Genomic DNA, 26,575 nt, shown 5'->3' with positions numbered 1-26,575 from the left:
GAAGTGAAACGAAACGGAGCGAAGGGAGTCGGCTGGGGAGGGTGTGGCTGTGGAGCTGTGCGGTGGGGGTCGGGTTTCCAGTTCCACCAGCGCGAGTCGACGACGGGTCGAACCACCCTCCACCCTCGACGATTACCGGCTGTGAATCCACTCCCGTGAACCGGAGTCGTCACTACCCAACCGATATCGACAGAAAACGAAGCGGAAACTGAAACCTCGAAAAGCCGCTTAAATCCCGCTCTCGAAGTCGTCGAGCGAGTAGCTCGGCTCGGCACCGCGGCGGTCGAGCGTCTCGTTGGCCAGCAGCCAGTAGACGACCGACAGGGCCTTGCGACCCTTGTTGTTCGTCGGGATGACGAGGTCGACGTTGCTGGTCTGGTTGTTCGAGTCACACATCGCGATGACCGGGATGCCGACCGTGATGGCCTCCTTGACGGCCTGGCTGTCACCGATGGGGTCGGTGACGACCACGACGTCCGGCTCGATGTAGCCGTCGTACTTCGGGTTCGTCAGCGTTCCCGGGATGAACCGGCCGGTGCGGGCGCGTGCCCCGATGGCGTCGGCGAACTTCTTCGCCGGGAAGCGACCGTACTGGCGCGACGAAGTGACGAGAATCTGCTCGGGGGCGTAGTTCGCGAGGAAGTCCGCAGCCGTGCGGATTCGCGAGTCCGTCTTGCCCACGTCGAGCACGTACAGCCCGTCCGTGCGGACACGGTGGATGAACCGTTCCATGTCCTTGGTCTTCTGCTGGGTACCGATGTGGACACCAGCGCCGAGGTAGTCCTCGACCGGGATGAGGAGGTCTGCCTCCTCGTCGGACATGACGTCCTCGTCGAGTGTCGGCTCTGCTTCTTCAGCCTCGGCCTCCGCGGCCTCGGCGTCCTCTGCGTCGACGGGCTCGGCATCCTCGACTTCGGCCGCCGGACCCGCGCCTTCGGCGGGTTCGGGGTCCACGTCGACGTCGGAGGCGTCGAGCCCTTCCTGTTCTTGCTCTTGCTCTGTCATAGTGCGTCGTCTGCGATTCGGATGAGTTCGTTGAGCTTTGCGGTTCGCTCGCCGCCGACCGCGCCCGTCTTGATGAACGGTGCGTCGGTCGCCACGGCGAGGTGTGCGATGGTCGTGTCCTCGGTCTCGCCCGACCGGTGAGAGATGACCGAGTCGTACCCGTTACGGGTGGCGAGTTCGACGGCGTCGAACGCGTCCGAAAGCGTCCCGATCTGGTTCGGCTTGATGAGGATGCTGTTGCCCGCACCCTGGTCGATGCCATCCTGGAGACGGTCCGTGTTCGTCACGAACAGGTCGTCCCCACAGATGAGCGTCTGGTCACCGACACGGTCGGTCAGCTCGGCGAACGCCTCGTAGTCGTTCTCGTCGAGCGGGTCCTCGACGTAGACGAGGTCGTACTCCTCGACGAGTTCTGCGACGTAGTCGATCTGCTCGGCCGTCGTCTTCTCCTCGTCACCGTAGCGGTAAACCTCGGCATCGGCGTCGTACAGTTCGGCACCGGCCATGTCGAGGCCGAAGCCGATCTCGAACCCGAACTCGTCGGCGACCTCGTCGGTCGCCTGCTCGACGATCTCGAACGCCTCGGCGTCGTCGATGGACGGTGCCCAGGCACCCTCGTCGCCCTTGCCGCAGGGCTCGTCGCGCTCGTCGAGGATGTCTGCAACCGTGCCGTGGACCGCCGCGTTGGCGAACACCGCGTCGGACACGCTCGGCGCGCCGACGGGCGCGGAGAGGAACTCCTGGATGTGGGTCGCGTCGGCGGCGTGTTCGCCACCACCGACCACGTTCCCGAGCGGTGTCGGGAAGTTCTCACCACGGAACGCGCCGCCGAGATGCTGGTACAGCGGTGCACCGAGCATGTCAGCGCCGGCCTTCGCGGCTGCCATCGAGATGGCGACCGCACTGTTCGCACCGATTTCCGAGAAGTCGTCGGTGCCGTCTGCGGCGTGCAGTGCCGCGTCGACCTCACGCTGGTTCCCCGCGTAGGCCGAGTTGACCAACCGAGGGACCGCGTGTTCGCGGGCCTTTGCGATGGCTTCGCCCGGCGGAAGCTCGATAGCTTCGTACTCGCCGGTGCTGGCACCCGACGGTGCTGCAGCACGACCGAACCCACCGCTCTCTGTGAGCACGTCGGCTTCGACCGTCGAGTTACCACGCGAGTCCAGCACGCGTCGTAGTCTGACGTCCGTGATGAGAGTCATGTGTCGTCATCACCGCGCTTGACCGTAAATGGTAGCACGTTCGCGTCGTACTCCTCGGCCGCGATGAGGATCGGTTCCGTCTGGTCGGTATCGATGAGGACTGGCGCCCCGTACGACACCTGCAGCGCTCGTGCGCCGAGGATGCGAGCCTTCTCGTACCGATTGTAACGTTGTCGTGGCATCACTGGTAGGGGGAGACGATGTCGACCAGGTCCTTGTGCGAGACGAGCATGCGCCGGCAGCAGTACCGGTCCACGCCGAGCTCGTCGAGCACCTCTTGCGGGTCTTCGTCGCCGTCGCGCGTTCGCGCTTTGAACTCCTCCCAGTGCTCACCGACGACCTTGCCGCACGTGAAACACCGGACTGGTACCATCATGGTTTGATCACCTTAGCGGTAGGACTTCTGGTAGCGGGCACGAGCGCCGGGACCGCCCCACTTCTTGGGCTCGGACTGGCGCACGTCGTTGACGAGCAGCGAACGGTCGAACTCCATGTACGCATCGCGGAGTTCGGCGTCGCCAGTGTGCTGGACGATACCACGTGCGATGGCGGTGCGGACGGCGTCTGCCTGTCCACTGATACCGCCACCGGAGACGCGGACGTCGACGTCCACGTCGTCACGGATGTCGTCGACGATGCGGAACGGTTCCAGCATCTTCAGACGCGAGATCTCCGGCTCGACGAGCTCGACCGGCTTGGAGTTGATTCGAACGCGACCTTTGCCGTCCTTGACGGTCGCGCGGGCGATTGCCGTCTTCTTCTTCCCGGACGTGTTGGTTACCATGTGACGTTAGCACCCAGTTTCTCGGAGACTTCGCCCAGCTGGACGAACTTGATGTTCGAGAGCCGGTCCAGTGACGTCCCGTCGAGGATCTCTGCGTCCTCGTCCTCGTACGGGTTTCCGACGTACACGCGGACACTCTCGAGCGCCTCACGACCGTAGGACTCCTTGTACGGGAGCATCCCGCGGATGGACCGCTTGAAGATGCGGTCCGGCCGCTTGGGGTAGTACGGTCCCTGGTCGGAGCCGACGTCGACCCGCTTCTCGTAGACGGACATGATGTCGTCTTTCGAGCCGGTGATGACGGTCTGCTCTGCGTTGACGACGGCGATGGATTCGCCGTCGAGCGCGCGCTCTGCGACCTGGGACGCGACGCGACCCATGATGCAGTCACGAGCGTCGATGACGACGTCAGCGTCGAATTCTGCGAGATTCATCGGATCACCCGGACGTTCGAGCCCTCGGGGTTCTGTTCGATTGCCTGTTCCAGTTCGAGCGTCTCGCCGACCTGTTCGATCTTGGTCTTCGCGGACGAGGAGAAGTCGACGGCGGCGACCGTCACCGACTTCTGCAGGGCACCGGACCCGAGGACCTTCCCCGGGACGATGACCGTCTCGTCTTCGCGTGCGTAGCGCTCGATACGCCCGAGATTGACCTCGGCGTGTGTCCGCCGTGGTTTCTCGAGTCGATCTGCGACGTCGCTCCAGACGTCAGCGTCTTCTGTACGAGACACCGACTTCAGCTCGGCGATGAGACTGCCGAGCCTCGGATTCGTCTTACTCATTGCTTTCCTCCTGATAGTTGTGAGAGAAGTGATGCAGGGAGCAGGATTTGAACCTGCGGACCCCTATGGGACAGCGCCCTGAACGCTGCGCCGTTGGCCAGACTTGGCTATCCCTGCTCGCACCCTTGCGGGTACTACTGATTATCGTGCCCCCCTTCAAACCACTTTCGATTATCGACCGCGTTCGCCCGACGCGAACGACTTCGCTCGCGCTGGTCACGGGACGGTGGCTGGAGCCGATGCTCCGGGAGCCAGCGCTCCGTGTCGGGCGTGCGGCCGTCAGGGTGTGGTTGGAACGGGTCACGTGTCTATTATAGCGTTACCGCGTCTTGCAGTTCCGTCGCCCGTGCCTCGATGGAGTCGATGGCGCGAGTGACGAGTTCCTCGACCGTCATGGAGCCGTCCGTCTCGACGTGGAAGACGAACGCCTTCTCGACGTCGGTGACTTCCAGCTCCTTGCCGGGGAACTTCTTGGTGAGGTCGTTGTCGAACGCCGCGGTGTTGACGAGTTCGCCGTCGATCTCGACGACACCACGGATGATGTTCGGCTCTTCCTCCTCGAACTCGGCCGCGTCACCGACGACCTCCACGTGCTGGAGGTGGCGGTAGCCGACCGAGACGCCGCCCTGGTGTTTGGCGTGTTCTTTACCGGTGTCGAGGACCGCGTCGGCTTCGAGTTCCAGGCGCTGGTCGTCCTTCAGGTCGATGATGGGGACGTTCTGGTCCGCCGGTTGGACCATCTCGTCGATACTGACCAGGTCACCAGAGTACGCCGTCGCCGGCCCCTCCACGTCCATGGAGAGGGTGATGACGTCGTCCTCGTCGAACTCGCCTTCGGGCGTCGTCAGCGGGACGAGCCCGAGTCGGTGTGCGATCTGTTCGTCGAACATCACCGAGGAGTTCTCGATGACACGAACTTCGTCGATCGACAGCGTCGGCACGTCCGCAATCATCGCACGGCGGATACCGTTAGCGAACGCGGGCGTCACGCCACGCACCAGGAACAGTGCTTCGCGTTCCCCGCGTTCGACGAACTCGACCTCGTAGTCCTCGTCCATGGCTTAGAACCCGCCTTTTCCTTTGGGTGCTCGGGAGCCGTCGTGCGGAATCGGCGTGACGTCCTCGATACGGCCGATTTCGAAGTCCTCGCGAGCGAGTGCGCGAATCGCGGCCTGCGCACCCGGGCCGGGGGACTTCTGCAGGTTGCCACCGGGGCCGCGAACGCGGACGTGCAGACCCTCGATGCCAGCTGCGCGGATCTCGTCCGCGATGGACTCGACCATCTGCATCGCCGCGTAGGGCGACGCCTCGTCGCGGTTCTGCTTGACAGCAGTCCCACCAGAGGACTTCGCGATGGTCTCCGCACCCGTGAGGTCGGTCACGGTCATGACGGTGTTGTTGAACGATGCGTGGACGTGGGCGACTCCCCACTTGTCGTTAGCTTCTTCTGCCATTTATTGACCCTCCGCACGTTCGGGGTGAAGTTCGTCTGCGAGCGGGCTGTTCTCGTCGAACGCGATGGAGTCCTCCTCGGACACGTCGACCGTGTAGGAGGGGACGCTCACGCGGGCACCGTCGACGGTGATGTGCCCGTGGACGATGAACTGACGCGCCTGCTGGGTCGTGTTCGCGAGACCCTTGCGGTACGCGACGGTCTGGAGCCGGCGCTCGAGGATGTCAGAGATTTCGAGCGCGAGGACGGCGTCCAGCTGGTCCTCCTCGCTGAGGATGCCGATGCGCTTGAGACGGCTGAGGAAGTCGACTGCGTTCTCCTCGGCCTCCTCGAGCGACTGGGACTGCCCGAGCAGGTCACGCGCCTCGCGGCGGTAGTCGCGCAGTTCGGACTGTGCTCGCCAGAGCTCCTCTTTGTTCTTCAGGCCGTAGCGGTCGACGAGGCCGTGTTCCTCGCTGATACGCTCGCCCTGGAAGGGGTGGTTCGGCGTCTCGTAGAGCTTGGTGTTGCTTCCGAGTGCCATTATTCGTCACCACCTTCTTCGGCTGCCTGTTCTTCGCGGATCTCCTCGACGTTGACGCCGATGGTACCCTCGGTACGTCCGGTGGACTTCGTGCGCTGACCGCGCACCTTCTGTCCCTTCTTGTGACGGACGCCCTTGTAGGAGTCGATCATCTTCATGCGGTTGATGTCGTGACGGCGGGACATGTCCAGGTCGTTACCGACCTTGTGGGTTGTCTCGCCGCTGTAGAACTCCTTCTGGCGGTTGGTGAGCCATTCGGGAACCTCGTCGGCGTAGTTCTCGACGGTTTCGACGACGGCGTCGATCTCGTCGTCGTCGAGCAGCCCGAACGTGGCCTTTCGGTCCACGCCGGCCTCCTCGGCGACGATTCGTGCCGTGCGTCGGCCGATGCCGTTCATCTCGATGAGCGAACGTTCGACCGTCTTCGTCCCATCGAGGTCTGTCTGCCCGATGCGGACGAAGTACCGAAGGTCCTCGTCCTCTTGTTCGCCCTGTGGTTCTTCTGCACTCATGTGTGGTATGTGGAGGAAGTGCTCGATGCACTTCCGATCTTGTTGGAAGACTCACACCGTGCCCAATTGCCGGTGTGAAAGGTCCGACGTTGTGGCGGGGATTCGAACCCCGGAGGCTTGACGCCACAGAGTTAGCAACCCTGCGCCTTGGGCCAGGCTTGGCTACCACAACTCGATTGTCTATCTTCGCCCTCTCGGACTCGGGACGCGGCGCCCCTGCAGCGTATTGCGTTCACACGTATTCCCGTACAGTACTTAAGGGCAACGGAACGCATTTCGGATGGTACGCCGTGACATCACGGTAGACTCTCCCCGACCGAGCGGGCCCACCTCTCGTAATCGGTACCGCCTGCTCGCGCACACGCGGGAAGTCTAATACCAGTAACAGGAATCACGAACAGGAACCACGAGCCCGGACGTGTCGTCGAACCACCGGATAATCGGCCGGCGACTCAGTCCGAAGTCTGTGGCGGCGCGTCGATGTACTCGTCGTTCACTTCCCACTCGCCCTCACCGTTGCGGACCATGTACTCGCCGTAGTATGGAACACGCTCGGTGACCGTCTTCCGGAAGGCCTCTCGTATCTCGGGTTTCGACATCTCCCCCATCGGTTTGAGGTCGTCGTTGCGGTTCAGACAGCCCTTGAGGTAGCCGTCGTGGGTGACCCGGACACGGTGGCAGTTCGCACAGAACGTCGGGTTCTCGACGGGGTCGACGATCTCGACCATCCCGCCCTCACCCGACGCCTTCGTGCCGCCGATCCAGTACCGTCGTCGGTCGTGCATCTCGCGGTGCTCTATCTCGGTTGCCTGCTCGGCCAGCCAGTCGTGGACACGCTGGATGTCGATGGCCCAGTCGGGGTTCCCGGTGAGTTCGGGCATGTACTCGATGAGCTGGAGCTGGAGCCCGCGGTTCTCGGCGACGTGGTCGACCATGTCGGGGACGTACCCCGCGGTTCGCTCGAAGACGACCATGTTGAGCTTGACGGGGTCGAGACCTGCGTCGAGGGCGGCTTCCACGCCCTCCATCACGCGGTCGTAGGCACCGGATTTGGTCACTTCGGCGAACGCTTCGGGGTCCATCGCGTCCTGTGAGACGTTCACGCGTTCGAGCCCGGCGTCGACGAGGTCCTCGGCGCGACCGGGCAGGAACGTCCCGTTGGTCGTCATCGAGACTTCCATCGAATCGGGCGTGCGTCGGATTATCTCTTCCAGGTCCTGGCGGAGCATCGGCTCGCCGCCGGTGAACTTCACGCTGTCCACGCCGAACTCCGCGACGACTTCGAGAAAGCGGACCACGTCGTCGGCGCTCATCTCGCCGTCCTGCGGGTCCATCGGCCCCCGGGTGTCACCCAGCCCCTCGTTGTGACAGTAGACGCAATCGAAGTTGCACCGGTCCGTGAGGGAGACCCGGACACCGGTGACCTCGCGACCGAACTCGTCTGTCAGCATGTACCAACCCTTGTGAGTCTGTGTTATTAAATTCGGTGTCCAGAAACGGCAGATTGTAACCGAAATGGGTTACGTTATCGGGGCGGGGTAGTCAGTTAGGCCATCCCGGGGATGGTCTCCAGTTCGCCGGCCTGCACACCCCAGAGGTCGGCGTAGGTACCGCCCTCGTCGAGCAGTTCCTCGTGCGTACCGCGTTCCGCTACGGCACCGTCTTCGAGTACGAGTATCTGGTCGGCGTCTTTCACCGTCGAGAGCCGGTGGGCGATGGCGATAACGGTCCGGTCCGCGACCAGGTTCTCGATGCTCTCCTGGATGCGGAGTTCGGTCTCGGTGTCGACGTCCGAGGTCGCCTCGTCGAGCAGCAGGATGTCGGGGTCGCGCAGGAGCACCCGGGCGATGCCGATACGCTGGCGCTGCCCGCCCGAGAGTTTCACTCCGCGCTCGCCGACCTCGGTGTCGTAGCCGTCCTCGAAGTCGGAGATGAACTCGTGGGCGTCGGCGGCCTTCGCGGCCTCGCGAATCTCCTCGTCGGTGGCGTCGAACTTCCCGTAGGCGATGTTGTCGCGGACACTCCCGTAGAACAGGTAGGTGTCCTGACTCACGTACCCGACGGCGTCGCGCAGGCTCCGGGGTGTGACCTCGCGGACGTCCTGACCGTCGATACGGATGGAACCGTCGTCTACGTCGTAGAGCCGGAGCAACAGCTTGAGGACTGTGGACTTGCCGGCCCCGGTCGGGCCGACGAGTGCGAGCATCTCGCCGCCGGAGACGTCGAACGAGACGTCGTCGAGAACGGTCTCGTCGTCGTCGTAGCCGAAGGTGACGTGGTCGTACTCGACCGTCCCTTCCTCGACGCAGAGCGCCGGAAGGTCCTCGTCACCGCCGAGGGTGCTCGGTTCGTCCATCAGGCCGAAGATGCGCTCGGCCGAGGCGCGGGCGTTCTGGTAGAGGTTGACCAGTTCACCGAACTGGCTCATCGGCCAGATGAAGCGCTGGCCGAGGTAGACGAACGCGACGAACGTCCCCGGTCGGAGCGTCCCGCTCATGAACGGCGGTGCCTGCCCCGTCAGCACCCAGTGTCCGCCGACGGCGAACGTCAGGACGAACCCGATGCCGGCGGTGAATCGCAGGCCGGGGAAGAACTTCACGCGCGTGGTGATAGCGTTCCAGTTCTTGTCGTAGTACTCCTGGGAGGCGTCGGTGACGCGGTCGGCTTCGAAGTCCTCCGTGGTACTGGCCTTGATGACCTCGATACCGCCGAGGTTGTTCTCGAGCCGGGAGTTGAGCTTGCCGACGGTCGACCGGACCTCGGAGTACATCGGCTGAATCGTCTGGACGAACTTGTACGTGAACAGCCCGATGAGCGGCACCGTAATCATCGTCAACAGGGCCAGTTGCCACTGCAGGTAGGCGAGCAACACGGCGGTCACGCCCACGTTCACGAGCAGCATCGTGGCGATGAATATCCCGCCATTGAGGAACTGCTCCAGCCGGTTCACGTCGTTGTTCAGGACGCTCATGAGTTCGCCGGTCTGCTTGTCGGCGAAGAACTCGTAGTCGAGTCGCTGCATGGCGTCGTAGCTGTCCGAGCGTACGTTGTGCTGGACCGACTGGGCGAAGGAGTTCAGCCCCAGGCCCATCAGCCAGGTGAACACGGTCGAACTCAGGTAGGTCAGTCCGACCAGTCCGACGGAGAACCAGAACTGGTCGGTCCGGCCGGCCGGGACGACCCACTGCGGGACCAGCGGGAGCGAGTACTGCGGCTTGTTCTGTAGGAAGACCGCGTCGATGGTCTCGGCGAGGACGTACGTCGGCAACAGCGCCATGGTGTGAGCGGCGATTCCCATGAGGATGCCGCCGACGATGGCCAGCCAGTGTGCGCGGCCGTACTCGCGGAACAGGCGGACCATGGGACGGTCCACCCGCTCTCGCTGTTCCTCGAACGTGTCGTCTTCTTCGTCGTCTGTCGGTGTCGTTTCTGTCATCGTCGTGTAGCGTTTCCTGTCATGTCGTGGGACAGGGTGGTCGGTCGGCAGTCGATGCTATCTGCTGGGCGGTATGAACGTGCTCGTGGGCGGTGGTTTCGCTGAGATAGCCGCGGTGCTGCGGCTATTGCCACGGTGGGTGAGACCCGTGCCGCCCGGACTGGGCGGCCGGGAGAATCAGGCGAGTGCGAAGTGGAGGGTACGCATCTTTCTGCCTCTATCTGGTCGTATCACCCATTTCACATCAAACTATCTGAGATATGTTGACATGCCCCACATCCGGCAGTCATTTCACGCCCCGGGAACTACGCCGACTCATGCCAGACGACGGGGCGAGCGACGCCTTCCAGGTGCTCGGCAACGAGATTCGGATGACGGTGCTCGCCGAACTCGTCACCGACGACGGCCCCACCACCCGGAGCTTCTCGGAGCTGTTCGAGGCGACCGACGCCGACACCTCGGCGGGGTTCGCCTACCACCTCCGCCAGCTCGTCGGTCGGTACGTCCGCAAGCGCGAGGACGACCGCTACGAGCTGACCTACGCCGGATTGCAGGTGGCTCGCGCCATCGCCGCCGGAGAGTTCACCGACAGCGTCGACCGGGACCCGGTCTCCCTTCCGGACCCCTGCCCGTTCTGCGGCGAGACCGCACTCACGGCCCGGGTCGTCGACAACGTGACCACAGTCGGCTGTACCGACTGCGACCGCGACCTCCTCGAACTGCCGTTTCCGCCCGCGGGCTACGCGACCCGGAAGGACGAGGACCTCCCGACCGCGTTCGACCGGTACCACCGCCACCGCATCGCGACCTTCGCGGACGGCATCTGCCCGACCTGTGGCGGCGCGGTCTTCGGACGGGTCGAGCGCGTCGACGATGCGGCACCAGAGACGGACATCCCCGTCGTCACCGCCCGCTTCGACTGCGACGTGTGCAGCGACCACCTCGGCTGTCCGGTCGCGCTGACGGTGCTCGACCACCCGGACGTGGTCGCGTTCTATCACGACCACGGCGAGGGCGTACAGGACAGGCCGGTGTGGAACGTCGGTGCGGAGTGGCGTGAGACGGTCCTCTCGACCGACCCGCTGGCCGTCCGCGTCACGACCCGGCTCGCCGACGAAGAACTCGCCCTGTTCGTGGGGCGGGACCTGACCGTGGTCGAGTCACAGCGCGTGGCGGTCGATGGAGAGCCGGAGGCCGACGCCGTCTCCGGCTGACCTGGCGTCAGCCACGCACGGTGACTCGACCCAGCTTTCTCACGTCAGGTAGCCACCCGGGTCGACCGACCGGTATCCGGCCGCATCCATCACCGCGAGCCCGACCGACTCGGGCGCGAGGTCGTCCTCGGTACTGGCTGCGAGTGCGTCGAGGGCGAGCGACACGCCGTCCTCGGTGCTGAGCCCCGCGACCCACTCGTCTTCGAGCAATTCCTGTGCTCGGCCCGAACCGCCGCCGATGGCGGTTGCGCGCCACTCGTACGGCGTCCCCGAGGGGTCCGTCTCGAACAGGCGCGGCCTGGCCGTCTCGTTTTCCGTGCCAGCGTCGGCCGGGACCCCGCCGACCAGCAGTGCCGTCCCGAAGGGTCGGGTCCCGCCGGTCTGGGTCGACTCCTGGACGTGGTCGGCGATGGCCTTCGCCGTGGTCTCGACGCCCGGGGCCTGCCCATAGCGCAGGCGCTCTTGCTGGGCGAACCGGCGCGCGAAGTCGACGAGTCGACGCGCGTCGGCGACGTGGCCCGCCGAGGCGAGGCCGAGCCGACCGTCCACGTCGTGCAGCTTCTCGATGCTCTCGGGTTCGAGCAGGTCGGAACGTCGCCGACCGTAGGAGGCGAACACCACACTGTCCGCAGTTCTGACGCCGACGGTCGCACTACCACGTCGGACCGCCTCCCGGGCGTACTCGACCTGGTAGAGCCGGCCGTCGGGCGAGAAGATGGTGCTCCCGCGGTCGTACGCCTGCTGGTTGGTAGAACCCTGCATTCAGACCACCTCCGCAGCGTCGGCGAAGGTGTCCAGTTCGACACCGTCAGTCGAGATTTCGGCGACGGTCACACCGTTTCCGCTGGCAGTGTCGCGCTCGCTGGCGGCTGCGACCGCCTGTCCCGCGAGGTCGCGTGCCTCTGCGACACTCTCGACCGTCTCAGCCTCGCCTTCCAGCATCCCGTAGGCGACCTGCATCCCACTGCCGCCAGCGGCATACTGGGTCCCCATGACCGCGCCACCGCCGTCGAGTTCGTAGACTGCGGGGCCGTCCACGTCGACGCCGCCGAGGATGACCTGACCGGGCACGCCGCGAATCAGGTTCCCGCCGACGGTGGCGAGCGCTTCCAGTGACAGGTCCTCGCCGCGGCGGGCGCTGTACAGGCTGGCCTCGGCGCGCAGGGTCTCGGCGAACGACTGCAGCGCCCCGACCGAGCCCGAGAGCGCGATGACACCCTGTGGGTGGACCTGTTCGACCTTCTGGACGTCCTTGTTCGCGACGAAGCGACCACCGAGACTGGCTCGCTGGTCGGCTGCGACGACGACCGTCTCAGGAGCCGAGACGGCGACGATGGTCGTCCCGGTCTCGACGACCGGGCCGTCCGTTTCCGGGTGCGATACCTCGAATTCGGTCAGTGATTCGTTCATACCAGTCGGTCGGGCCCGGCCGACCAAATATGTTAGCTAAAATATATTTTAGCTGGCGCGGTGACCGGTCCGGCCCCCGCATCCGCGAAACACTGTAACACAATCCTTTTCGCTCGCTCGCCCCGACACCCGGCCATGGACGCAGACGCGATTCTCGACCGGCTCCGGCAGGTCGAGGACCCGGCATTGGGAGACGACATCGTCTCGCTCGGACTGGTGAACGAGGTGGAGGTCGTGGGTGAGACGGTGCACATCTCGCTCGCACTCGGCGCACCGTACTCGCCCGTCGAGACGAACCTGGCCAACGAGGTCCGTGCGGCCCTCGCCGATACCGGCCTCGACATCGACCTCTCCGCGAAGGTCGACACTGGCCTCTCGGGCGACGAGCAGGTGTTCCCGAACGTGGAGAACGTCATCGCGGTCGCCTCCGGCAAGGGCGGCGTCGGCAAGTCGACGATGGCCGTGAACATCGCGGCCGGCCTCTCGGACATGGGTGCCTCCGTCGGCCTGTTCGACGCCGACGTGTACGGTCCGAACGTCCCGCGGATGGTCGACGCCGACGAGCCGCCGGGCGCGACGAAGGACGAGAAGCTCGTTCCCCCCGAGAAGTACGGGATGAAGCTCATGTCGATGGCGTTCCTCGTCGGCGAGGACGACCCCGTCATCTGGCGCGGCCCGATGGTCCACAAGGTCCTCACCCAGCTCTGGGAGGACGTGGAGTGGGGCCACCTCGACTACATGGTCATCGACCTGCCGCCGGGTACCGGCGACACCCAGCTGACGCTCCTCCAGACGGTTCCGGTCACCGGGAGTGTCATCGTCACGACCCCGCAGGAGGTCGCCCTCGACGACGCCCGGAAGGGCCTGGAGATGTTCGGCAAGCACGACACCGTCGTCCTCGGCATCGCGGAGAACATGGGCTCGTTCAGGTGTCCCGACTGCGGCGGCGAGCACGCTATCTTCGGCGAGGGCGGCGGCCAGAAGTTCGCCGACGCCCACGACATGCCGTTCCTCGGGTCGGTCCCGCTCGACCCCGCCGTCAGAACGGGGGGTGACGAGGGCAAGCCCGTGGTCCTCGACCACGACAACGAGACCGGACAGGCGTTCCGCGACATCACGGAAGCCGTCGCGGACAACGTCGGGTTCGTGAAGCGACAGCAGCACATCAACAGCCGATGAGTGACGACGGCGACGACGCAGAGGGCGAAACCGCCGAGGCAACTTCGGCCGACGACGCCGGGCGCGAGTTCGCGCCCGACCCCGAAAAGGTGCGATACCTCCGCGAGATAGCGGACGAGATTCGCGCCGAGACCACCGAGTCCGACCAGCTCGCGAACATCCTCTATCGGACGAGCGACCTCTACGACGAGAACGAGGACACGTCCCCCGAGGAGATTCTGCGGAACGTGAAGTTCATCCTCGACGTCATCGAGCGCGGCGGCCTCGGGCGCTGACTAGCGTTCTTACACCAGTTCTCGAAGCCGTTCGATTCGCGCCGCTGTGGGCGGATGCGACGACGGGAATACTCTGGGACTGACCAGCGTCTTCTCCTCGGTCATCTCGGACGACAGCGGCACGATGTAGAGTGCACTCTCGCCGCCATCGAGTTCGCGGAGGTCACGCTCCGGGGCCCGCTCCATCCCGTCCTCGATGGTCGTCAGGGCGCTCACGAGGGCAGCCGGGTTCCCGGTCGCCTCGGCGGCCGCCCTGTCCGCGGCGTACTCCCGGTAGCGCGAGAGCAGCCGGTAGCTCAGGAAGCCAGCGGCCCAGAAGACGACCGCGAGGACACCCATGAGCAGCAGTGAGGCGAGAATCGCCGCGATGGCGACGAGAAAGCCGCCCGAATCGTCGTCGCCCGGGATGACCCAGAAGTGACCCAGACCGTTGAACACCCCGCTCACGAGTTTCGCGACGAAGAACGCGACCGTGGGAACGAGGAAGGCGACACTCATCAGCGCAGCGTCTCGGTTTCGGACGTGTGCGAGTTCGTGGGCGACCGCCGCATCGAGTTCCTCGTCGTCGAGCGCGTCGAGCAGTCCCTCGGTCACCGCGATAGTGGCGTTCGAAGGGGTCCGCCCGACCGCGAAGGCGTTCGGCGCACTGGCGTCGACGACCCGGACGTCCGGCTTCGGGATGTCGAGTTGCTGGGCGCTTCGGCCGACGGCAGCGTGGAGTCGGGGATACTCGTCCTCGTCGGCGGGCCGAGCGTGTCCCAGCCGCAGGGCCAGCGACGGGCCGACGAGGTACTGAATCACGAGTGCGGCTGCGGCGACACCGACCACGACCAGCGGAGAGATGGCCGGGACGACCGCACCCTGATGTCGGCCGAGCAGTGACAGCACCGCGAACGGGACCGTCAGGAGGCCGTAGAGGAACACCACCGGGAGCGCGGCGACGACCGCGAGGGTGAGGACCATCCGGACGACGAGGCCGTGGTCGGTGCTCGTCGCAGTACTCATCGATCGGACACCTCCAGCTGGACGCCACTGACCAGTGTGAAGCGGGTCGCTTCCCGGGGGAGAGAGTATCGCATGGCTCTCCCGAAAAGTTGGCATCTCCCCGACATAAGCCTTCCGTGCTCCCGGCGACTGCGCACCCTCGGCTCCGAAGCGCTTACCCTCGCACCGACCCTCGCCACCGACGTGGACGCAAATCAGGACGACCTCGCCAACCCGTTCGGGATGGACGAGGACTGCGAGAACTGCGACCTCTGTGAGTCACGCGAACGCGTCGTCCACGGCTACGGCGACGTGGGCGCGGACTTCCTCTTCGTGGGTGAGCGACCGTCGGCCGCGGCCGAGCGGGCCGGGGTCCCGTTCGCCCGCGACGAGACCTTCCTCTCCATCCTCCGGCGGCTCATGCTGTGTCGCGCCGGCGGCGACCCGGACGAACCCGAACTCGCGAACGCCTTCGTGACCTCCCTCACGCGATGTCGCGACCCGGAACGGGAGCCGACCGACGAGGAGATAGCGACCTGTGAACCGTTCCTCAACGCGGAGATTCGGATGATAAACCCGGAGGTCATCGTTCCGGTCGGCGAGCGCGCCCTGGCCGAAATCACGACCGAGTACACGACCACCCCCGCGGAGACGTTCGACGTGCGAGCGGACCACGGCGAGCGGTTCCGCGGCCGCGGGTTCGAACTCGTCCCGATGATAGCCCCAGACGAGCAGACCGAGGACGAGACGCAGACGTTCGTCGAGCAGTTCGCCAAGCTGATGGCCTCTGACTACCGCCAGACGAAGGGTCGGAGAAGTCGCTGAACCGCCGTCTCACCAGTACGTGTTTGCGCGCCACTCTTTCGAGCCGGCACCGAGGACCGACACCCCGCCCATCACGAGCACGACGATGGCCAGTCCGGCCGCGATGGCCGGCAGACCGACGACGTCGGTGAGGTCGCTCAGGTTCGTTCCGAAGGTCGCGAGCGCGCCGAGGCCAGCCGCCAGGATACCCAGTGGGACGAGCACGCCGAGAACTTTCAACCAGTTCATGTGTCACGCGTCGCGCTGGTCCCACATAAGTTCGCACGGTCAGCCGCGGCGTCACGGACCTGCTCGTCCCGAAGCGGCGGGTTCAAGGCGCCCGCGACGTCAGTGTCGGGCATGACACTCGTGGTCGTCCTCGCCGACCCCCCACGCGAGGGCCTCGTGCTGCCCCGACTCGCCGAGGAGACGCCCCTGTCGGCCGCCGAGGCCGCCGACTGTTACCGGGCGATGCTCGCCGACACGATGTACGCCGCCGCCGAGAGCGGAGGTGAACTCCTCGTGAACTACCGCGACGAGGACCTCCTGCCGGACGAGTTCTCGAAGGCGGACGGCGAGGCGGAAGCCGAGGTCCGCGCCGTCGCCGCCGACGCGCTCGGCAGTGCCGACGAGACCCGCTTCGAGGTGCAGGTCGGCTCGACCTACGACGCCCGCGTCGGCAACACCGTCACGCATCTCCTCGACCGCGAGGACCACGCCTCAGTGCTCGTCCTCGACGGGACCGCGCCCCTGGCCGGCCGGAAGGACATCGACAACGCCTCGATGAAGCTCCGGCGGTCCAACGTGGTTCTCGGCCCTGCAACCGACGGGCGCGTCTGGGGATGCTCGTTCACCGACCCGATTGACTTCGACGGCGCGTTCGCCCGGCCGACGGTCGAGACGCTCACGGACCGCGCCCGCGACGCGGACCTCGAAGTCGACTTCCTCCCGAGCTACGAGACGGTCGAAACCGGCGACGACCTCTGTTCGGTCGTCTCGCTGCTGCGCGCTCGACAACGTGCCGGTCGCATCGTCCCACCCCACACCACCCACTTCGTCGACGAGCTAGGGCTGTCCGTGGTCGTGGACGACGGTGAACCGACTCTCGTCCGGAAATAGACCGACAGGTCTTAGAACACCCCGGCGGTAGGACCGACCGTGGTGGGATGGCGGAGTGGACTAACGCGCCTGCCTTGAAAGCAGGTGGCCTTCGGCCTCCTGGGTTCGAATCCCAGTCCCACCGCATTTGCTCCGAGCGTTACCGCGAGGAGCAATGCGTAGATTCTGGCGATTCGAATCAGGGAGCGAAGCGAACGAAGTGAGCGGAGAGACCGTGGTTCCGATTCTATCAGAATCGGAAGCCTGTGACTGCGAAGCCGACACAGTGGTTCGAATCCCAGTCCCACCGCATTTCTGAGGTGAACGGACGTGACGAAGAATGCGGAGATGTCTGGATTCGCGCAGCGTACAGCGTTGCTGTGAGTGAGGACGAGCCAGGGTTCTGAGAGACGGCGGTCGGAGCGAACCGATTCGGGGTGCAGAAGGGTAATTTATCTTTTGATTTGGCGTGAATGGCCGATAGCCATACCAGCAAAATGCCCGAGGATGGCCATCTGAGGCTGATTCAGGGTGATTCTCCCTGCAAGCAGTTTATAGTCGCCTATCCGGTACATATGCATATAGTAATGAGTTGGGTCAGGAAGGACGATGAGCTGTTACTGCAGTACACCACCGACATCGTCACCGTCGTCGGTTCGGACGGGGTCATCGAGTACCAGAGCCCTTCCATCGAACGTATCCTCGGCTTCGACAGGGAGGCACTGCTCGGGGACACCGCGCTGTCGTACGTCCACCCGGAAGACCGGGAAGCGGTCCGAGACTGGTTGCAACGTGCGCTGGCGGACCCCGGGACGGTAGACCCCCTCGAGTATCGGTTCCGAGATGCCGACGGCACGTGGCGCTGGATGGAGTCGGTCTGCGTCGAACGGCTCGACAGTCGACAGAAGGACGAACTGGTCGTCAGCTCGCGAGAGGTGACCGAGCGGAAGCACCAGGAAAAGCGGCTCGAGGCTGTCGTCTCGAACGCACACGAGGCCATCTACGTCAAAGACGTCGACGGGAAGTACCTCTTCATCAACGAGTACGGTGCGTCCTTCTTCGATATGGAGCCGGAGGACATCATCGGCGAGACGGACTACGCCCTCTTCGATGCAGAGAGCGCACGGCACATTCGCGAGATGGACGAGCAGGTGATGGCCGGGAGCGAGAACCGAATCGCCGAGGCCACCCAGTTCGTCGACGGCGAGGAGTACGTCTTTCTGGACAACAAGTTCCCGTACTTCGACGAGGAGGGGCAGGTCAAAGGGCTCGTCGGGTTCAGTACGGACATCACGCACCGGAAGCGACAGCAACGGGAACTCGAAGAGCTCAAAGAGGAGTTCGAGACCGTGTTCACGAACGCCCAGGCGGGACTCGCACTCATCGACGTCGATAGCGGGAAGACGTTCCGGTTCCAGCGGCTCAACCCGGTCGTCGAGGCGATGTTGAGCACGACGACCGAGGCTGCCTGCGGAAAGACGCCCCGGGAGGTGCTCGGCCCGGCGACCGGGTCAGCCGTCGAGACCAACTACCGGGAGTGCTTCGACCGGCAAGAACCCCTGTCGTTCGAGGAGACGCTCGACCTCCCCGGTGGGACACAGACCTACCAGACGAAACTCGCGCCGGTCGTCGTCGACGGCGAGGTCACACACATCGTGGCGTCGAAACTCGACGTGACCGAGCGAGAACGACGGGCCGAGCAGGTCGAAGCGTTACACGGGGCGACCCGGCGCCTGCTGGAGGCCAAAGACGAGCAGGAGATCGCCGAGATCACCGTCGACGCCGCAGAGCGACTGCTCGGCTATCGGATGCCGACCGTCTGGTACGTGAACGACGAGGGAACTGGCCTCGAACTGGCCGCAGAGACACCCGAACATCGGGAGCTCCTCCAGGAGGTCGGTGTGGAGACGCCCGTCCATCCGCGGGGTGACTGGTTCTGGGAGCTGTTCGAAGCAAACGAGACCAGAACGTTCGGCTCTCTCGACCGGGAACGCCTCGCCGCAGACATCCCCATCGAGTCCTCCATCATCGTCCCGCTCGCGGACTTCGGCGTCCTCTCCTGTGGAGCCACAGCGGAGCGGGAATTCGACGACTCGGACATCGCACTCGTCACCATCCTCGGGCAGAGCGTCGCCACGGCGCTCAAGGAACGGGCGAACCAGCGCGAACTCGAACGGAAGAACAAACACCTCGAACAGTTCGCGAGCGTCGTCAGTCACGACCTCCGGAACCCGCTCACCGTCGCCGCCTTGCACACGGAACTCGCGGGTGACGAGTGTGACAGCGAGCACCTGGCCGCGGTCGAACGCGCCCACGACCGCATGGAGACGCTCATCGACGACCTGCTCACGCTCGCACGGCAGGGCCAGACCATCGACGAACCCGACGAGGTCGACCTGGAGGTCCTCGCAAAGCGGTGCTGGCAGAACCTGAGCGTGAGCACGGAGGAAGCGACCCTCGTCGTCGAAACCGACCAGACGATCCGTGCGGACGAGGCGCGACTGGGCCAACTGTTCGAGAACCTGTTCCGAAACTCGGTAGAGCACGGGTTGCGAGGCGAGGACGACGACGCAGAGAACGTGCGTATCCGCGTCGGTGCGCTCGAGGGCGGGTTCTTCGTGGAGGATACCGGCAGCGGCATCCCGCCGGAGGAGCGAGACCACGTGTTCGAATCGGGCTATTCGACGGCCGATTCGGGGACCGGGTTCGGCCTCACCATCGTCCAGAACGTCGCCGAGGCACACGGTTGGGACGTCACCGTGACGGACGGTCGCGACGGTGGCGCACGCTTCGAGTTCACGGGTGTCGAGAGCACGTAACCAGCATCGACCGGGGTCGACCAGCCATAGAGATTTATCCACGCCAGACGACTAGTCACGTATGACAGACACGTCCGCACCTCACCCGGCGGTCCGGCGGACCGAGATGGTCGCCACGCTGCTCGACGACGCGTTCCGCGTCCCCGGCACGAACATCAGAATCGGTCTCGACCCGCTGGTCGGGCTACTCCCGGGCGCAGGTGACGCAGCCAGCGCCGCGATATCGCTGTACATCGTTGCCGAGGCGTACAGAGCAGGCGTCCCGAAGCGGACGCTGCTTCGGATGCTCGGAAACGTGGGCGTCGACGCCGGCGTCGGCGCGATACCGCTCGTCGGCGACGCCTTCGACGCGATGTGGAAGGGGAACCGGAGAAACGTGGAGTTGCTCCGGAGGGAATTGGAGTAGCGACTACACTAGTTCCACGACGTATCGACAGTCAGCGCCCGCTCCAGCAGGGCGTCGTCGTACAGCTCCTTCGTCTGTGCAGGGTGTGCCTCGTCTATCCCGCGAACCGTCTCGACGGTGTTCACGAAGTTCTTGAACGTCGCCTCGTCGACCATCTGGCCGTCGACCGTCACGGCCCCGGTGCCGCCGGCTTTCGCCTCCTGGAACTGCTCTATCTTGTGGACGTTCCGTTCCAGTTCGTCGGAGGTGGGCATGTGGATGCGGTTCGCCTGGGCCGTCTGTTTGGGGTACAGTGACCACGAGCCGTCGAGTCCCAGCTGGGCCTCGTGTTCGACCTGGTCGGCGTAGCCGTCGGCGTTGTAGAACGTGATGCCGGCGCGCTCTTTGAACAGGTGGTCGAAGGGGCCGCCGATGGCGACGAGGTCGTTCGCGCTCGCTTCGTTCGACATGGCTTCGAGCAGGCCGTCCCAGCGCGGGCGGCCAGAGCCGATGTCGCGCCCGCCCAGTTCGGCGGTGTAGTCGACCGGGCCGAAGACGAGGCCGGTCAGGCGTGAGTCGTTCCCGAACAGGGATATCTCGCGCAGGTCCGAGCGCGCCTGGGCCGTCTCGATGATGACAGAGAGCCCGATTGCCCCGTCCTCGAAGCCGAACTCGCGCTCGGCCTCGGCGACGACCCCGGCGGCCTCTTTCACGTCATCCAGCCGGCCGACCTTCGGGACGACCACGCCGTCGATGTGTTCGCCGACCTCGTCGACGAGGCGGCGAATCTCTTCACGGCCCTGTTCGCGGGCAGTCACGTCGTCGTAGGCCCACTGGACGCGGGGCCATATCTCGCCGGGGAACTCGTCGGCGTGTGCGGGGAGCCGGTCGATGACGTTCTCTAGCGCCTCGGCTTTCATGTCCGGTGCGGTGCCGTCTTCGAGGTCTGGCACGAGCCAGTCGGGAGCTTCGAAGCCCTCCGCGCCGAGCGCGGAGTCGAGATACTTCGCCGTGTTGTCGCGGGGGACGGCGGCCGGTGCGGTCTGGAACGTGCGTGCGAGTCCTGCCATTGTTAGTTCCTCGTCTGGATGCGGGCGCGGCGGGTTCCCGAGTAGACGGGTTCGTCGCGCTGGTTGAAAGCGATGTGTTCGAACGTGACGGTGCCAGCAGTCGCGTCGGATTCGCCGGTGTCGAGGACGCGGGTGAAGCCGTAGACGGTGTCGCCGGGCGTGACGAACGTGTGGAAGCGCTCGTCGTCACAGCCGATTTCTCGATACGTGGCCTCGTCCGAGCGGGCGTGCCCGAGCGCGACCGACCGTGTCACGTCCCCGTAGGCGACGATGTCGCCAGAGGGCGAGTCGGCCATCACGTCGACGTTGTGGTGTTGCTTGGCCGTGTTCAGGGTCATAAGCGGGAGCGTGGCGACCATCACGTCGTCCATGGTCCGCCCGCGCTCGTGCCGGTAGGCGACCGCGGCGTCGCGGTCGTCGGCCTCCTCCAGGGCCGCCTGAAAGTCCTCGAAGTACGGGCCCTCTGGGGTGATGAACTCGCTGGGGGTGTGGTCGCTCGCTTCGTCGTGTTCACCTTCCATGGACCCGCCATCGGTCGCCATCGGCTCCCGGCGGGGAATCATGTTCGTGCGCTCGTAGGTGAGCAGGGTCTCGCCGGTCTCGGCGTCGGTTCCCTCGGTCTCCCACGTCACGATGCCGTATTCGGGCCGGGAGGACGAGGACTTCTTCCCCTGCACCGTCGAGGAAACCCGGAGTTCGGTCCCCGGGGCAACGCCCTGCTCGTGGTAGCGCAGGTTCGTGCGCCCGAGGAAGTAGCCGCCCTTCTCGGAGAGGTCCTCGACGGTGGGGCCCATCACGGCCGCCACGAGGTAGTCCGGGTGGACCGGCGGTTCCTCGAAGCCAACCTCGCGGGCGGCGTCGGTCCGCCAGTAGATGGGGTCGTGGTTGAGCGTCTGGCTCGCCCACAGTTCGTTCGCGTAGTTCGAGAGGGTGAGGCCGGGGGCGTGTTCGATGGTCTGCCCCTCGGTGAAGTCCTCGAAGCAGTTGCCCTTCTCTCGTGTCTCCGTCTGTTCGAGTATCGTCTGGAACGTCTCTGTGTCCGTGTAATCCATTGTCGTCTGCGTCTGCTGCAATTTCGAAGTCCTCAGTCGTCCGCCGGTGCCTCGGGTGTGGGCTGCATCCGGGCGAGTGCCCGGCGCATCTCGTTGGTCACGACCATGAAGCCCTCGTCGAAGCCCATTCCGGGCTTGGCGAGGGTCTGGGCCGCGTCGGTCGCCAGGGCGACGTGGGCGCAGGCGCGCGCCGAGGTCACCGTCTCGTTGCAGGTGCCGCCGAGGTACGCCCGGGTGTCGGTTCCCTCGCAGTATCGCACCGCCTGCCCGGAGCGCTGGATTCCACCCAGGTCGGGCGTCTTGACCTGCACGAGGTCGGCCGCGCCAGCGTCGACGAACGCGCGAACGTCCTCGAACGTGTTGCACCACTCGTCGGCGACGATGTCGACGCCGACACTCGAATCCCGCAGGCCGTCTCTGAGCTCGGCCATGGCGTGAATCTGCGCGCGGCGGCTCCCCTCGTCCATCGGCCCCTCGACCTGTAAATCGAATGGGCCGGCGGCGTCTTCGAGGGTCGCGAAGTACTCGGCGATGCCGAACCGGTCGTAGGGCGGCTCGAACACCTCGCCGAGGATGCCGTACACGTCGACGTGGATGGTCGGGTCGTAGTCGTCGGGGCCGAGTTCCGGTGCCCGGGTAGCCAGCCACGCGATGTACTCGCGCAGGCGCTCGCCGGACTCGCCGACCTTCTCGACGGAGTTGAACAGGCCGTGGGGAAGCACGGGAACGCCCTTTATCATCATCTTCTCGGCGTTCACCCGGCGGTCGTCGCCGGACTGCCCGAAGACGGGAATCGGTTCTGTGGCCGGGGTGGTACCCAGCGTGTCGGCCATGACCTCTGTCATCGTCTCTCCGCGGGCGCGGGCCGCCGCGTCGAGCAGGGCCTGCGAGACGCCGTATCTGACTGCCGTGTGGAGCTGGTCGCCGTCGGATTCGGCCCCGGGCAGCGCCTCGATGGCGGCCGCGTTGGGCCCGAACTCGCTCGGGTCGCGCCCTCGCAACTCGCGGGCGACGGTTCCCTCGACGACCTCGCGGTAGGTCTCGGCCCGGAACAGCGGGTCGCGCCCGCCGGCCCCGGAGTACTGGACCGCACAGCAGTCGCCGGTGGCGACGGTGCCGTCGGAGAGTTCGAGTTCGACCACGAGCGCCTCGCCGGCCTCGCGTATCGCGTCGAACCCCGGGGTCACTGGCTCGCCGATGTAGGCGAAGCCGTCGTGTTCGGCTCCCTGCTTGATGGCGCGCTGGTCGTCGAAGTAGAACCCCGAGACGGCCGGAATCGCGCGAACCCGTTCAATCTGCACGGGTCCCACCTCCGTTCTGGCCGCCACCGTCACGGCCCTTCCCGGTGCCCGGCCGCCCGATGAGCTTCCCGTCACTGATGGCGTCGACGTCGTCGGCGACCATCCGGAACGACTGCTTTCGCCCTTCGGTCTCGGCCCGGGTGTCGAGCCGGGCCGCGTGTATCTCCTTGATGTCGTCCTCGATGGCGAGGTTGCCCCACTCGAAGATTCTCACTCGGCCGTCGTCGTCTCGGGCCGGGAGGACCGCGCTGTGGGCCGCGTCACTGGGGGCGAAGGGCACGTCCAGTGCGCCCGTCGAGAACGCCTCGACGGTGCCCTGGGCGACGTCGCCGTCGCCGTGTTCCTCGATGGCCGCGAGGAGCTGGCGCGTCTCGCGCTCGATGAGGGCCTGTTCCTCGTCGACGCCGTCGAGGACGAGGTCCTGTTCGACGACCATGTCGATGAGCTGACGTGTGGTGCGCAGGCCGGCCGCGTTAGCCTCCTTGGTCGGGACGCCCTGGAACTCCTGTGGCGACTTCGTGATGACCTTGTCCGGCTGCGCGATTGCGGCCGTGGTCCCGCCGAGGCCGATGACGCCGTTCGCGCGGGCCTCGTCCGGCGGGAAGCCGCCCATCCACTCGTGGAAGACGGTCGTGACCGTCACGTCGTCGGGCAAGTACTCGTTGCCGAGCTTGCGGAGGGCACGGAGGGCGGCGACGTCCTGGACGACGTTGCCGACCTGGCCGTACCCCAGCGTGAGGCTCTTGACGCCCTGGGTCGCCGCGAGCTTGCCCTCGACCAGTCCGATGGCGATGGCGATGCTCGGCGGGACGAGCGTCCCGGTCAGTGGGCCGAACGGTTCGCGGTTGATGGTGACCCCGCGTTCGGTGTACGCGCCGGCGAGCCGGTCGACGTACTGCCAGTGTTCGATCGTCTCGGCGAGGTCGCGCTCCTTGGTGTAGGGGATGTTGTACGAGATGGGGCCGCCCTCGAAGCTCTGGAAGCCACCCGCGAAGGTGACGGCCGCGAGCAGGCGGGCGTCGGGTGTCCCGTGGCGGACCTCGATGGGGGCGTCGACGCGCTCGATGAGTTCGCGACACCCCTCGACCCCGTGGTTGACCGCGGGGAACCCGTTGAGGGTGTCCTGGTCCGTCTCGCGGGCCTTCTCCAGCCCCTCCTCGGCTTTCCCGTACTCGTTGTCGCGGGTGTAGGAGTCGATGGTCGTCGGGAGCAGGTCGGCCGCGCCCTCCTCGTGGAGGTGACACAGCAGGTTGACCTGGTCGTCGATGCGCGGGACCCCCGCCCGCGGCTGGAGCAAGGGTCGGTCCGCAGATTCGAGGACCGTCGCGAACCGCTTGTGTCTGGGCAGGCGCTCGTGGTAGGCGATTGCCTCCTCGAAGTCGACCGCTTGCCCGGTCGGCCAGTCCTCGCGGATGCGGTCGTCGATGCGTTGCAACTGCTCGGCCGGGATGCGTTCGTCGCGTAACATCTGGCTCAGGCTTGAACCGTGTCGACCTCGCGGTCGCGTGTTGTGAACGTCAGGTCTCGTTCGAGCGCGCGGATGGCCTCTTCGGGCGTCGTCTCCGAGTCGAAGACGCGGTCGAAGCCGAGTGCGCGGAACGTCTCGCGGGTTTGCGCGAAGTCGTCCTGCCCGACGGCGAGGTTGCCACCGATGTACGTGGTGGCGTCGATGCCCTCGCGGGCGAGCAGCTCGTGGAATCCCTGGCAGTCCTGCTCGGCGTGTCCGTAGAGCGAGGAGACGAGTACAGCGTCGGCGTCGTGCGTTTTCGCGGCTGCGGCGAACTCCTCCTGGGAGGTCTGGACGCCGAGGTTCTCGACCTCGAACCCCGCTGCGGAGAGGGCCTGCTCGAGGATTGTGATACCGACGACGTGTGCGTCGGAGCCGATGACACCGAGTATGACTGTCGGGGGCATGTCGTACTTCGAGAATTGCATGAACGATAGTTAAAGATAATGGTTTTTCATGATAATATTCCTTATACACCTCTTACATCTCTCAGGAGTATGGCCACACCTTCATGATTTATCCGGAAGGTTTTAGCCCGGAGACACGGACGTGACGGCCATGGGCGCGCTTTCGGACCTCCGAATCGTCGATTGCACACAGGTCCTCGCCGGGCCGTACTGTACCATGCTCCTCGCCGATATGGGCGCGGACGTGGTGAAGATAGAACGACCCGGCGGGGACCTCATCCGGTCGAACCCGCCGTTCGTCGGCGGCCCGGACGAGGAAGCCTACGGCGGCTACTTCCAGTCCGTGAACCGCGGCAAGCGCTCGCTCGAACTCGACTTCGGTGACGAGCGCGACCGCGAGGACTTCCTCTCCCTCGTCGAGGAGGCGGACGTGGTCGTCGAGAACTATCGCGCGGGCACGATGGAAAAGTACGGGCTGGGATACGAGACGCTCAAAGAACGCAACTCCGAACTCGTCTACTCCTCCATCCGCGGCTTCGGCGACCCTCGGACCGGGAAGACCGACCGCCAGGGCCAGCCGAGCTTCGACCTCATCGCGCAGGCGCTCGGCGGCGTGATGGAGATAACCGGCCAGGAGGACGGCCCACCGACGAAGGTCGGCCCGGGTATCGGCGACCTCTTCACCGCCGTCCTCAACGCGGTCGGCATCCTCGCGGCGGTCCACCACCGCGAGCGCACCGGCGAGGGCCAGTACGTCGACACCGCGATGTACGACGCGATGGTGTCGATGTGCGAGCGCACCGTCTACTACTACTCCTACACCGACGAGGTGCTGACCAGACAGGGGAACTCCCACCCGACGCTGTTCCCCTACAACTCGTTCGAGGCGGCCGACGGGCACGTCGTGATTGCGGCGTTCTCGGACGGCCACTGGCGCGCGCTCTGTGACGCCATTGACCGCCCGGACCTCGTCGCCGACTTCCCTGATGCGGCCGCCCGCCTCCGCAACCGCGACAGTCTCAGGGCGGAAATCGCTGAGTGGACCCGACAGCACACCGAGGCCGACATCGTCGCGGCCCTCGAGGGCCGAGTTCCCGTCGCACCCGTGCAGGACACCGCCGACATCTTCGACGACCCGCACATCCACGCGAGAGAGATGCTCGCAGACGTGGAACAGCCCGGCGCTGGGCGAGACGTGACCGTCGCCGGCTGTCCCATCAAGTTCTCCGAGACGCCGACCGGCCCGCAAGGGCGCGCACCCCTGCTGGACGAACACCGCGAGGAACTGCTCGGTGGGAACGGCGAGAACGGCGACGGGACCGCCACGGTCAGCGGCGACGACTGACCACAGGGATAACCCGTCTCGCTGACCTG

30 protein-coding genes and 3 tRNA genes are annotated in these 26,575 nt (G+C 65.6%); 9 read left to right on the top strand and 24 right to left on the bottom strand.

Annotation, left to right across the window (positions count from 1 at the left end; translation table 11 throughout):
- Nucleotides 1-228: 228 nt before the first annotated feature.
- From rpsB to ACSC1R_RS13945, 15 genes are all read right to left on the bottom strand, one after another.
- Complete coding sequence (gene rpsB, locus ACSC1R_RS14015; protein WP_439026347.1) at nt 229-1,005, bottom strand: 30S ribosomal protein S2; 777 nt, start codon at nt 1,003-1,005, stop codon at nt 229-231.
- The gene (gene eno, locus ACSC1R_RS14010; RefSeq protein WP_439026346.1) at nt 1,002-2,207 is read right to left on the bottom strand and encodes a phosphopyruvate hydratase; all 1,206 of its coding nucleotides are present in this window, start codon (nt 2,205-2,207) and stop codon (nt 1,002-1,004) included. The genes rpsB and eno overlap by 4 nt, the downstream gene beginning before the upstream one ends.
- Nucleotides 2,204-2,389, bottom strand: coding sequence for a DNA-directed RNA polymerase subunit K (locus tag ACSC1R_RS14005; protein WP_261651262.1), 186 nt, complete (start codon nt 2,387-2,389; stop codon nt 2,204-2,206). Before ACSC1R_RS14005 ends, eno begins: the two co-directional genes overlap by 4 nt.
- Nucleotides 2,389-2,583, bottom strand: a complete 195-nt coding sequence (locus ACSC1R_RS14000) for a DNA-directed RNA polymerase subunit N (RefSeq protein ID WP_439026345.1) — start codon at nt 2,581-2,583, stop codon at nt 2,389-2,391. The genes ACSC1R_RS14005 and ACSC1R_RS14000 overlap by 1 nt, the downstream gene beginning before the upstream one ends.
- Nucleotides 2,584-2,595: 12 nt before the next feature.
- Nucleotides 2,596-2,991: a 30S ribosomal protein S9 gene (locus tag ACSC1R_RS13995; RefSeq protein WP_439026344.1), complete on the bottom strand. Its 396-nt coding sequence runs from the start codon at nt 2,989-2,991 to the stop codon at nt 2,596-2,598.
- A complete protein-coding gene (locus ACSC1R_RS13990) occupies nt 2,985-3,425 on the bottom strand; it encodes a 50S ribosomal protein L13 (RefSeq protein ID WP_439026343.1) in 441 nt (146 codons plus the stop codon). The genes ACSC1R_RS13995 and ACSC1R_RS13990 overlap by 7 nt, the downstream gene beginning before the upstream one ends.
- Nucleotides 3,422-3,787 carry a 50S ribosomal protein L18e gene (locus tag ACSC1R_RS13985; RefSeq protein ID WP_439028723.1) on the bottom strand — a complete coding sequence of 122 codons (366 nt, stop codon included), beginning with the start codon at nt 3,785-3,787 and terminating at the stop codon, nt 3,422-3,424. The genes ACSC1R_RS13990 and ACSC1R_RS13985 overlap by 4 nt, the downstream gene beginning before the upstream one ends.
- A 17-nt stretch (nt 3,788-3,804) precedes the next feature.
- Nucleotides 3,805-3,889, bottom strand: a tRNA-Leu gene (locus ACSC1R_RS13980).
- 194 nt (nt 3,890-4,083) lie between these two features.
- Nucleotides 4,084-4,830: a DNA-directed RNA polymerase subunit D gene (locus ACSC1R_RS13975; protein WP_439026342.1), complete on the bottom strand. Its 747-nt coding sequence runs from the start codon at nt 4,828-4,830 to the stop codon at nt 4,084-4,086.
- Nucleotides 4,831-4,833: 3 nt separating this feature from the next.
- Nucleotides 4,834-5,226: a 30S ribosomal protein S11 gene (locus ACSC1R_RS13970; RefSeq protein ID WP_261651256.1), complete on the bottom strand. Its 393-nt coding sequence runs from the start codon at nt 5,224-5,226 to the stop codon at nt 4,834-4,836.
- Nucleotides 5,227-5,748: a 30S ribosomal protein S4 gene (locus tag ACSC1R_RS13965; RefSeq protein WP_439026341.1), complete on the bottom strand. Its 522-nt coding sequence runs from the start codon at nt 5,746-5,748 to the stop codon at nt 5,227-5,229.
- A complete protein-coding gene (locus tag ACSC1R_RS13960) occupies nt 5,748-6,260 on the bottom strand; it encodes a 30S ribosomal protein S13 (RefSeq protein WP_439026340.1) in 513 nt (170 codons plus the stop codon). Before ACSC1R_RS13960 ends, ACSC1R_RS13965 begins: the two co-directional genes overlap by 1 nt.
- An 87-nt stretch (nt 6,261-6,347) precedes the next feature.
- Nucleotides 6,348-6,432 (bottom strand) — tRNA-Ser (locus tag ACSC1R_RS13955).
- A 280-nt stretch (nt 6,433-6,712) separates the two neighbouring features.
- Nucleotides 6,713-7,711, bottom strand: a complete 999-nt coding sequence (moaA, locus tag ACSC1R_RS13950) for a GTP 3',8-cyclase MoaA (RefSeq protein ID WP_439026339.1) — start codon at nt 7,709-7,711, stop codon at nt 6,713-6,715.
- Nucleotides 7,712-7,806: 95 nt separating this feature from the next.
- Complete coding sequence (locus ACSC1R_RS13945) at nt 7,807-9,696, bottom strand: ABC transporter ATP-binding protein (RefSeq protein WP_439026338.1); 1,890 nt, start codon at nt 9,694-9,696, stop codon at nt 7,807-7,809.
- A gap of 317 nt (nt 9,697-10,013) precedes the next feature.
- Here ACSC1R_RS13945 and ACSC1R_RS13940 point away from each other — a divergent pair, with 317 nt between their 5' ends.
- Complete coding sequence (locus ACSC1R_RS13940) at nt 10,014-10,910, top strand: DUF7351 domain-containing protein (RefSeq protein WP_439026337.1); 897 nt, start codon at nt 10,014-10,016, stop codon at nt 10,908-10,910.
- A gap of 39 nt (nt 10,911-10,949) precedes the next feature.
- Here the strand turns inward: ACSC1R_RS13940 and ACSC1R_RS13935 are convergent, their stop codons facing one another.
- Together ACSC1R_RS13935 and ACSC1R_RS13930 are read right to left on the bottom strand one after the other, a co-directional pair.
- Nucleotides 10,950-11,672 (bottom strand): archaeal proteasome endopeptidase complex subunit alpha, encoded by a 723-nt coding sequence (locus tag ACSC1R_RS13935; protein WP_439026336.1) that lies wholly within the window; start codon nt 11,670-11,672, stop codon nt 10,950-10,952.
- On the bottom strand, nt 11,673-12,320 hold the full coding sequence (locus ACSC1R_RS13930) for a proteasome subunit beta (RefSeq protein WP_439026335.1): 648 nt from the start codon (nt 12,318-12,320) through the stop codon (nt 11,673-11,675).
- A gap of 135 nt (nt 12,321-12,455) precedes the next feature.
- On the opposite strand from ACSC1R_RS13930, the gene ACSC1R_RS13925 reads away from it, so the two are divergent.
- A complete protein-coding gene (locus ACSC1R_RS13925) occupies nt 12,456-13,499 on the top strand; it encodes an Mrp/NBP35 family ATP-binding protein (protein WP_439026334.1) in 1,044 nt (347 codons plus the stop codon).
- On the top strand, nt 13,496-13,774 hold the full coding sequence (locus ACSC1R_RS13920) for a hypothetical protein (RefSeq protein ID WP_439026333.1): 279 nt from the start codon (nt 13,496-13,498) through the stop codon (nt 13,772-13,774). Before ACSC1R_RS13925 ends, ACSC1R_RS13920 begins: the two co-directional genes overlap by 4 nt.
- 9 nt (nt 13,775-13,783) lie before the next feature.
- Here ACSC1R_RS13920 and ACSC1R_RS13915 read toward each other — a convergent pair whose 3' ends face one another.
- On the bottom strand, nt 13,784-14,779 hold the full coding sequence (locus ACSC1R_RS13915) for a M48 family metalloprotease (protein WP_439026332.1): 996 nt from the start codon (nt 14,777-14,779) through the stop codon (nt 13,784-13,786).
- A gap of 183 nt (nt 14,780-14,962) precedes the next feature.
- Here ACSC1R_RS13915 and ACSC1R_RS13910 point away from each other — a divergent pair, with 183 nt between their 5' ends.
- Nucleotides 14,963-15,583 carry a uracil-DNA glycosylase gene (locus tag ACSC1R_RS13910; protein WP_439026331.1) on the top strand — a complete coding sequence of 207 codons (621 nt, stop codon included), beginning with the start codon at nt 14,963-14,965 and terminating at the stop codon, nt 15,581-15,583.
- Between the two features lie 9 nt (nt 15,584-15,592).
- Here ACSC1R_RS13910 and ACSC1R_RS13905 read toward each other — a convergent pair whose 3' ends face one another.
- Nucleotides 15,593-15,811, bottom strand: coding sequence for a hypothetical protein (locus ACSC1R_RS13905; RefSeq protein ID WP_439026330.1), 219 nt, complete (start codon nt 15,809-15,811; stop codon nt 15,593-15,595).
- Between the two features lie 111 nt (nt 15,812-15,922).
- Between ACSC1R_RS13905 and ACSC1R_RS13900 the strand changes: the two genes are divergently transcribed.
- The 4 genes from ACSC1R_RS13900 (at nt 15,923) to ACSC1R_RS13885 (ending at nt 19,885) form a co-directional block, all read left to right on the top strand.
- Nucleotides 15,923-16,681, top strand: a complete 759-nt coding sequence (locus ACSC1R_RS13900) for a TIGR04282 family arsenosugar biosynthesis glycosyltransferase (protein WP_439026329.1) — start codon at nt 15,923-15,925, stop codon at nt 16,679-16,681.
- Between the two features lie 41 nt (nt 16,682-16,722).
- Nucleotides 16,723-16,805 (top strand) — tRNA-Ser (locus ACSC1R_RS13895).
- 442 nt (nt 16,806-17,247) lie between these two features.
- Entirely contained in the window at nt 17,248-19,479 is a 2,232-nt protein-coding gene (locus tag ACSC1R_RS13890) for a PAS domain-containing protein (protein ID WP_439026328.1), read from the top strand.
- A 61-nt stretch (nt 19,480-19,540) separates the two neighbouring features.
- Nucleotides 19,541-19,885, top strand: a complete 345-nt coding sequence (locus tag ACSC1R_RS13885) for a DUF4112 domain-containing protein (RefSeq protein ID WP_439026327.1) — start codon at nt 19,541-19,543, stop codon at nt 19,883-19,885.
- A gap of 8 nt (nt 19,886-19,893) precedes the next feature.
- On the opposite strand, the gene citE is transcribed toward ACSC1R_RS13885, so the two are convergent.
- From citE to glmS, 5 genes are read right to left on the bottom strand one after another with little or no spacing between them, the layout of a single operon-like run.
- The gene (citE, locus tag ACSC1R_RS13880) at nt 19,894-20,934 is read right to left on the bottom strand and encodes an L-malyl-CoA/beta-methylmalyl-CoA lyase (RefSeq protein WP_439026326.1); all 1,041 of its coding nucleotides are present in this window, start codon (nt 20,932-20,934) and stop codon (nt 19,894-19,896) included.
- A 2-nt stretch (nt 20,935-20,936) separates the two neighbouring features.
- Nucleotides 20,937-21,986 carry a 2-methylfumaryl-CoA hydratase gene (mch, locus tag ACSC1R_RS13875; RefSeq protein ID WP_439026325.1) on the bottom strand — a complete coding sequence of 350 codons (1,050 nt, stop codon included), beginning with the start codon at nt 21,984-21,986 and terminating at the stop codon, nt 20,937-20,939.
- 32 nt (nt 21,987-22,018) lie between these two features.
- A complete protein-coding gene (locus ACSC1R_RS13870) occupies nt 22,019-23,287 on the bottom strand; it encodes a methylaspartate ammonia-lyase (RefSeq protein ID WP_439026324.1) in 1,269 nt (422 codons plus the stop codon).
- Nucleotides 23,277-24,755: a methylaspartate mutase subunit E gene (locus tag ACSC1R_RS13865; protein WP_439026323.1), complete on the bottom strand. Its 1,479-nt coding sequence runs from the start codon at nt 24,753-24,755 to the stop codon at nt 23,277-23,279. The genes ACSC1R_RS13870 and ACSC1R_RS13865 overlap by 11 nt, the downstream gene beginning before the upstream one ends.
- 5 nt (nt 24,756-24,760) lie before the next feature.
- Nucleotides 24,761-25,201 (bottom strand): methylaspartate mutase subunit S, encoded by a 441-nt coding sequence (glmS, locus tag ACSC1R_RS13860; protein WP_439026322.1) that lies wholly within the window; start codon nt 25,199-25,201, stop codon nt 24,761-24,763.
- A 151-nt stretch (nt 25,202-25,352) separates the two neighbouring features.
- Here glmS and mct point away from each other — a divergent pair, with 151 nt between their 5' ends.
- Nucleotides 25,353-26,546, top strand: coding sequence for a succinyl-CoA:mesaconate CoA-transferase (mct, locus tag ACSC1R_RS13855; protein WP_439026321.1), 1,194 nt, complete (start codon nt 25,353-25,355; stop codon nt 26,544-26,546).
- Nucleotides 26,547-26,575 lie beyond the last annotated feature (29 nt).

Origin of the sequence: Haloarchaeobius ordinarius, from assembly GCF_051801355.1 — an archaeon.
Classification (GTDB): Archaea; Halobacteriota; Halobacteria; order Halobacteriales; family Natrialbaceae; genus Haloarchaeobius.
Note: the sequence above shows the minus strand (reverse complement) of the source record. Positions and strands in the feature narration are given on the sequence as shown.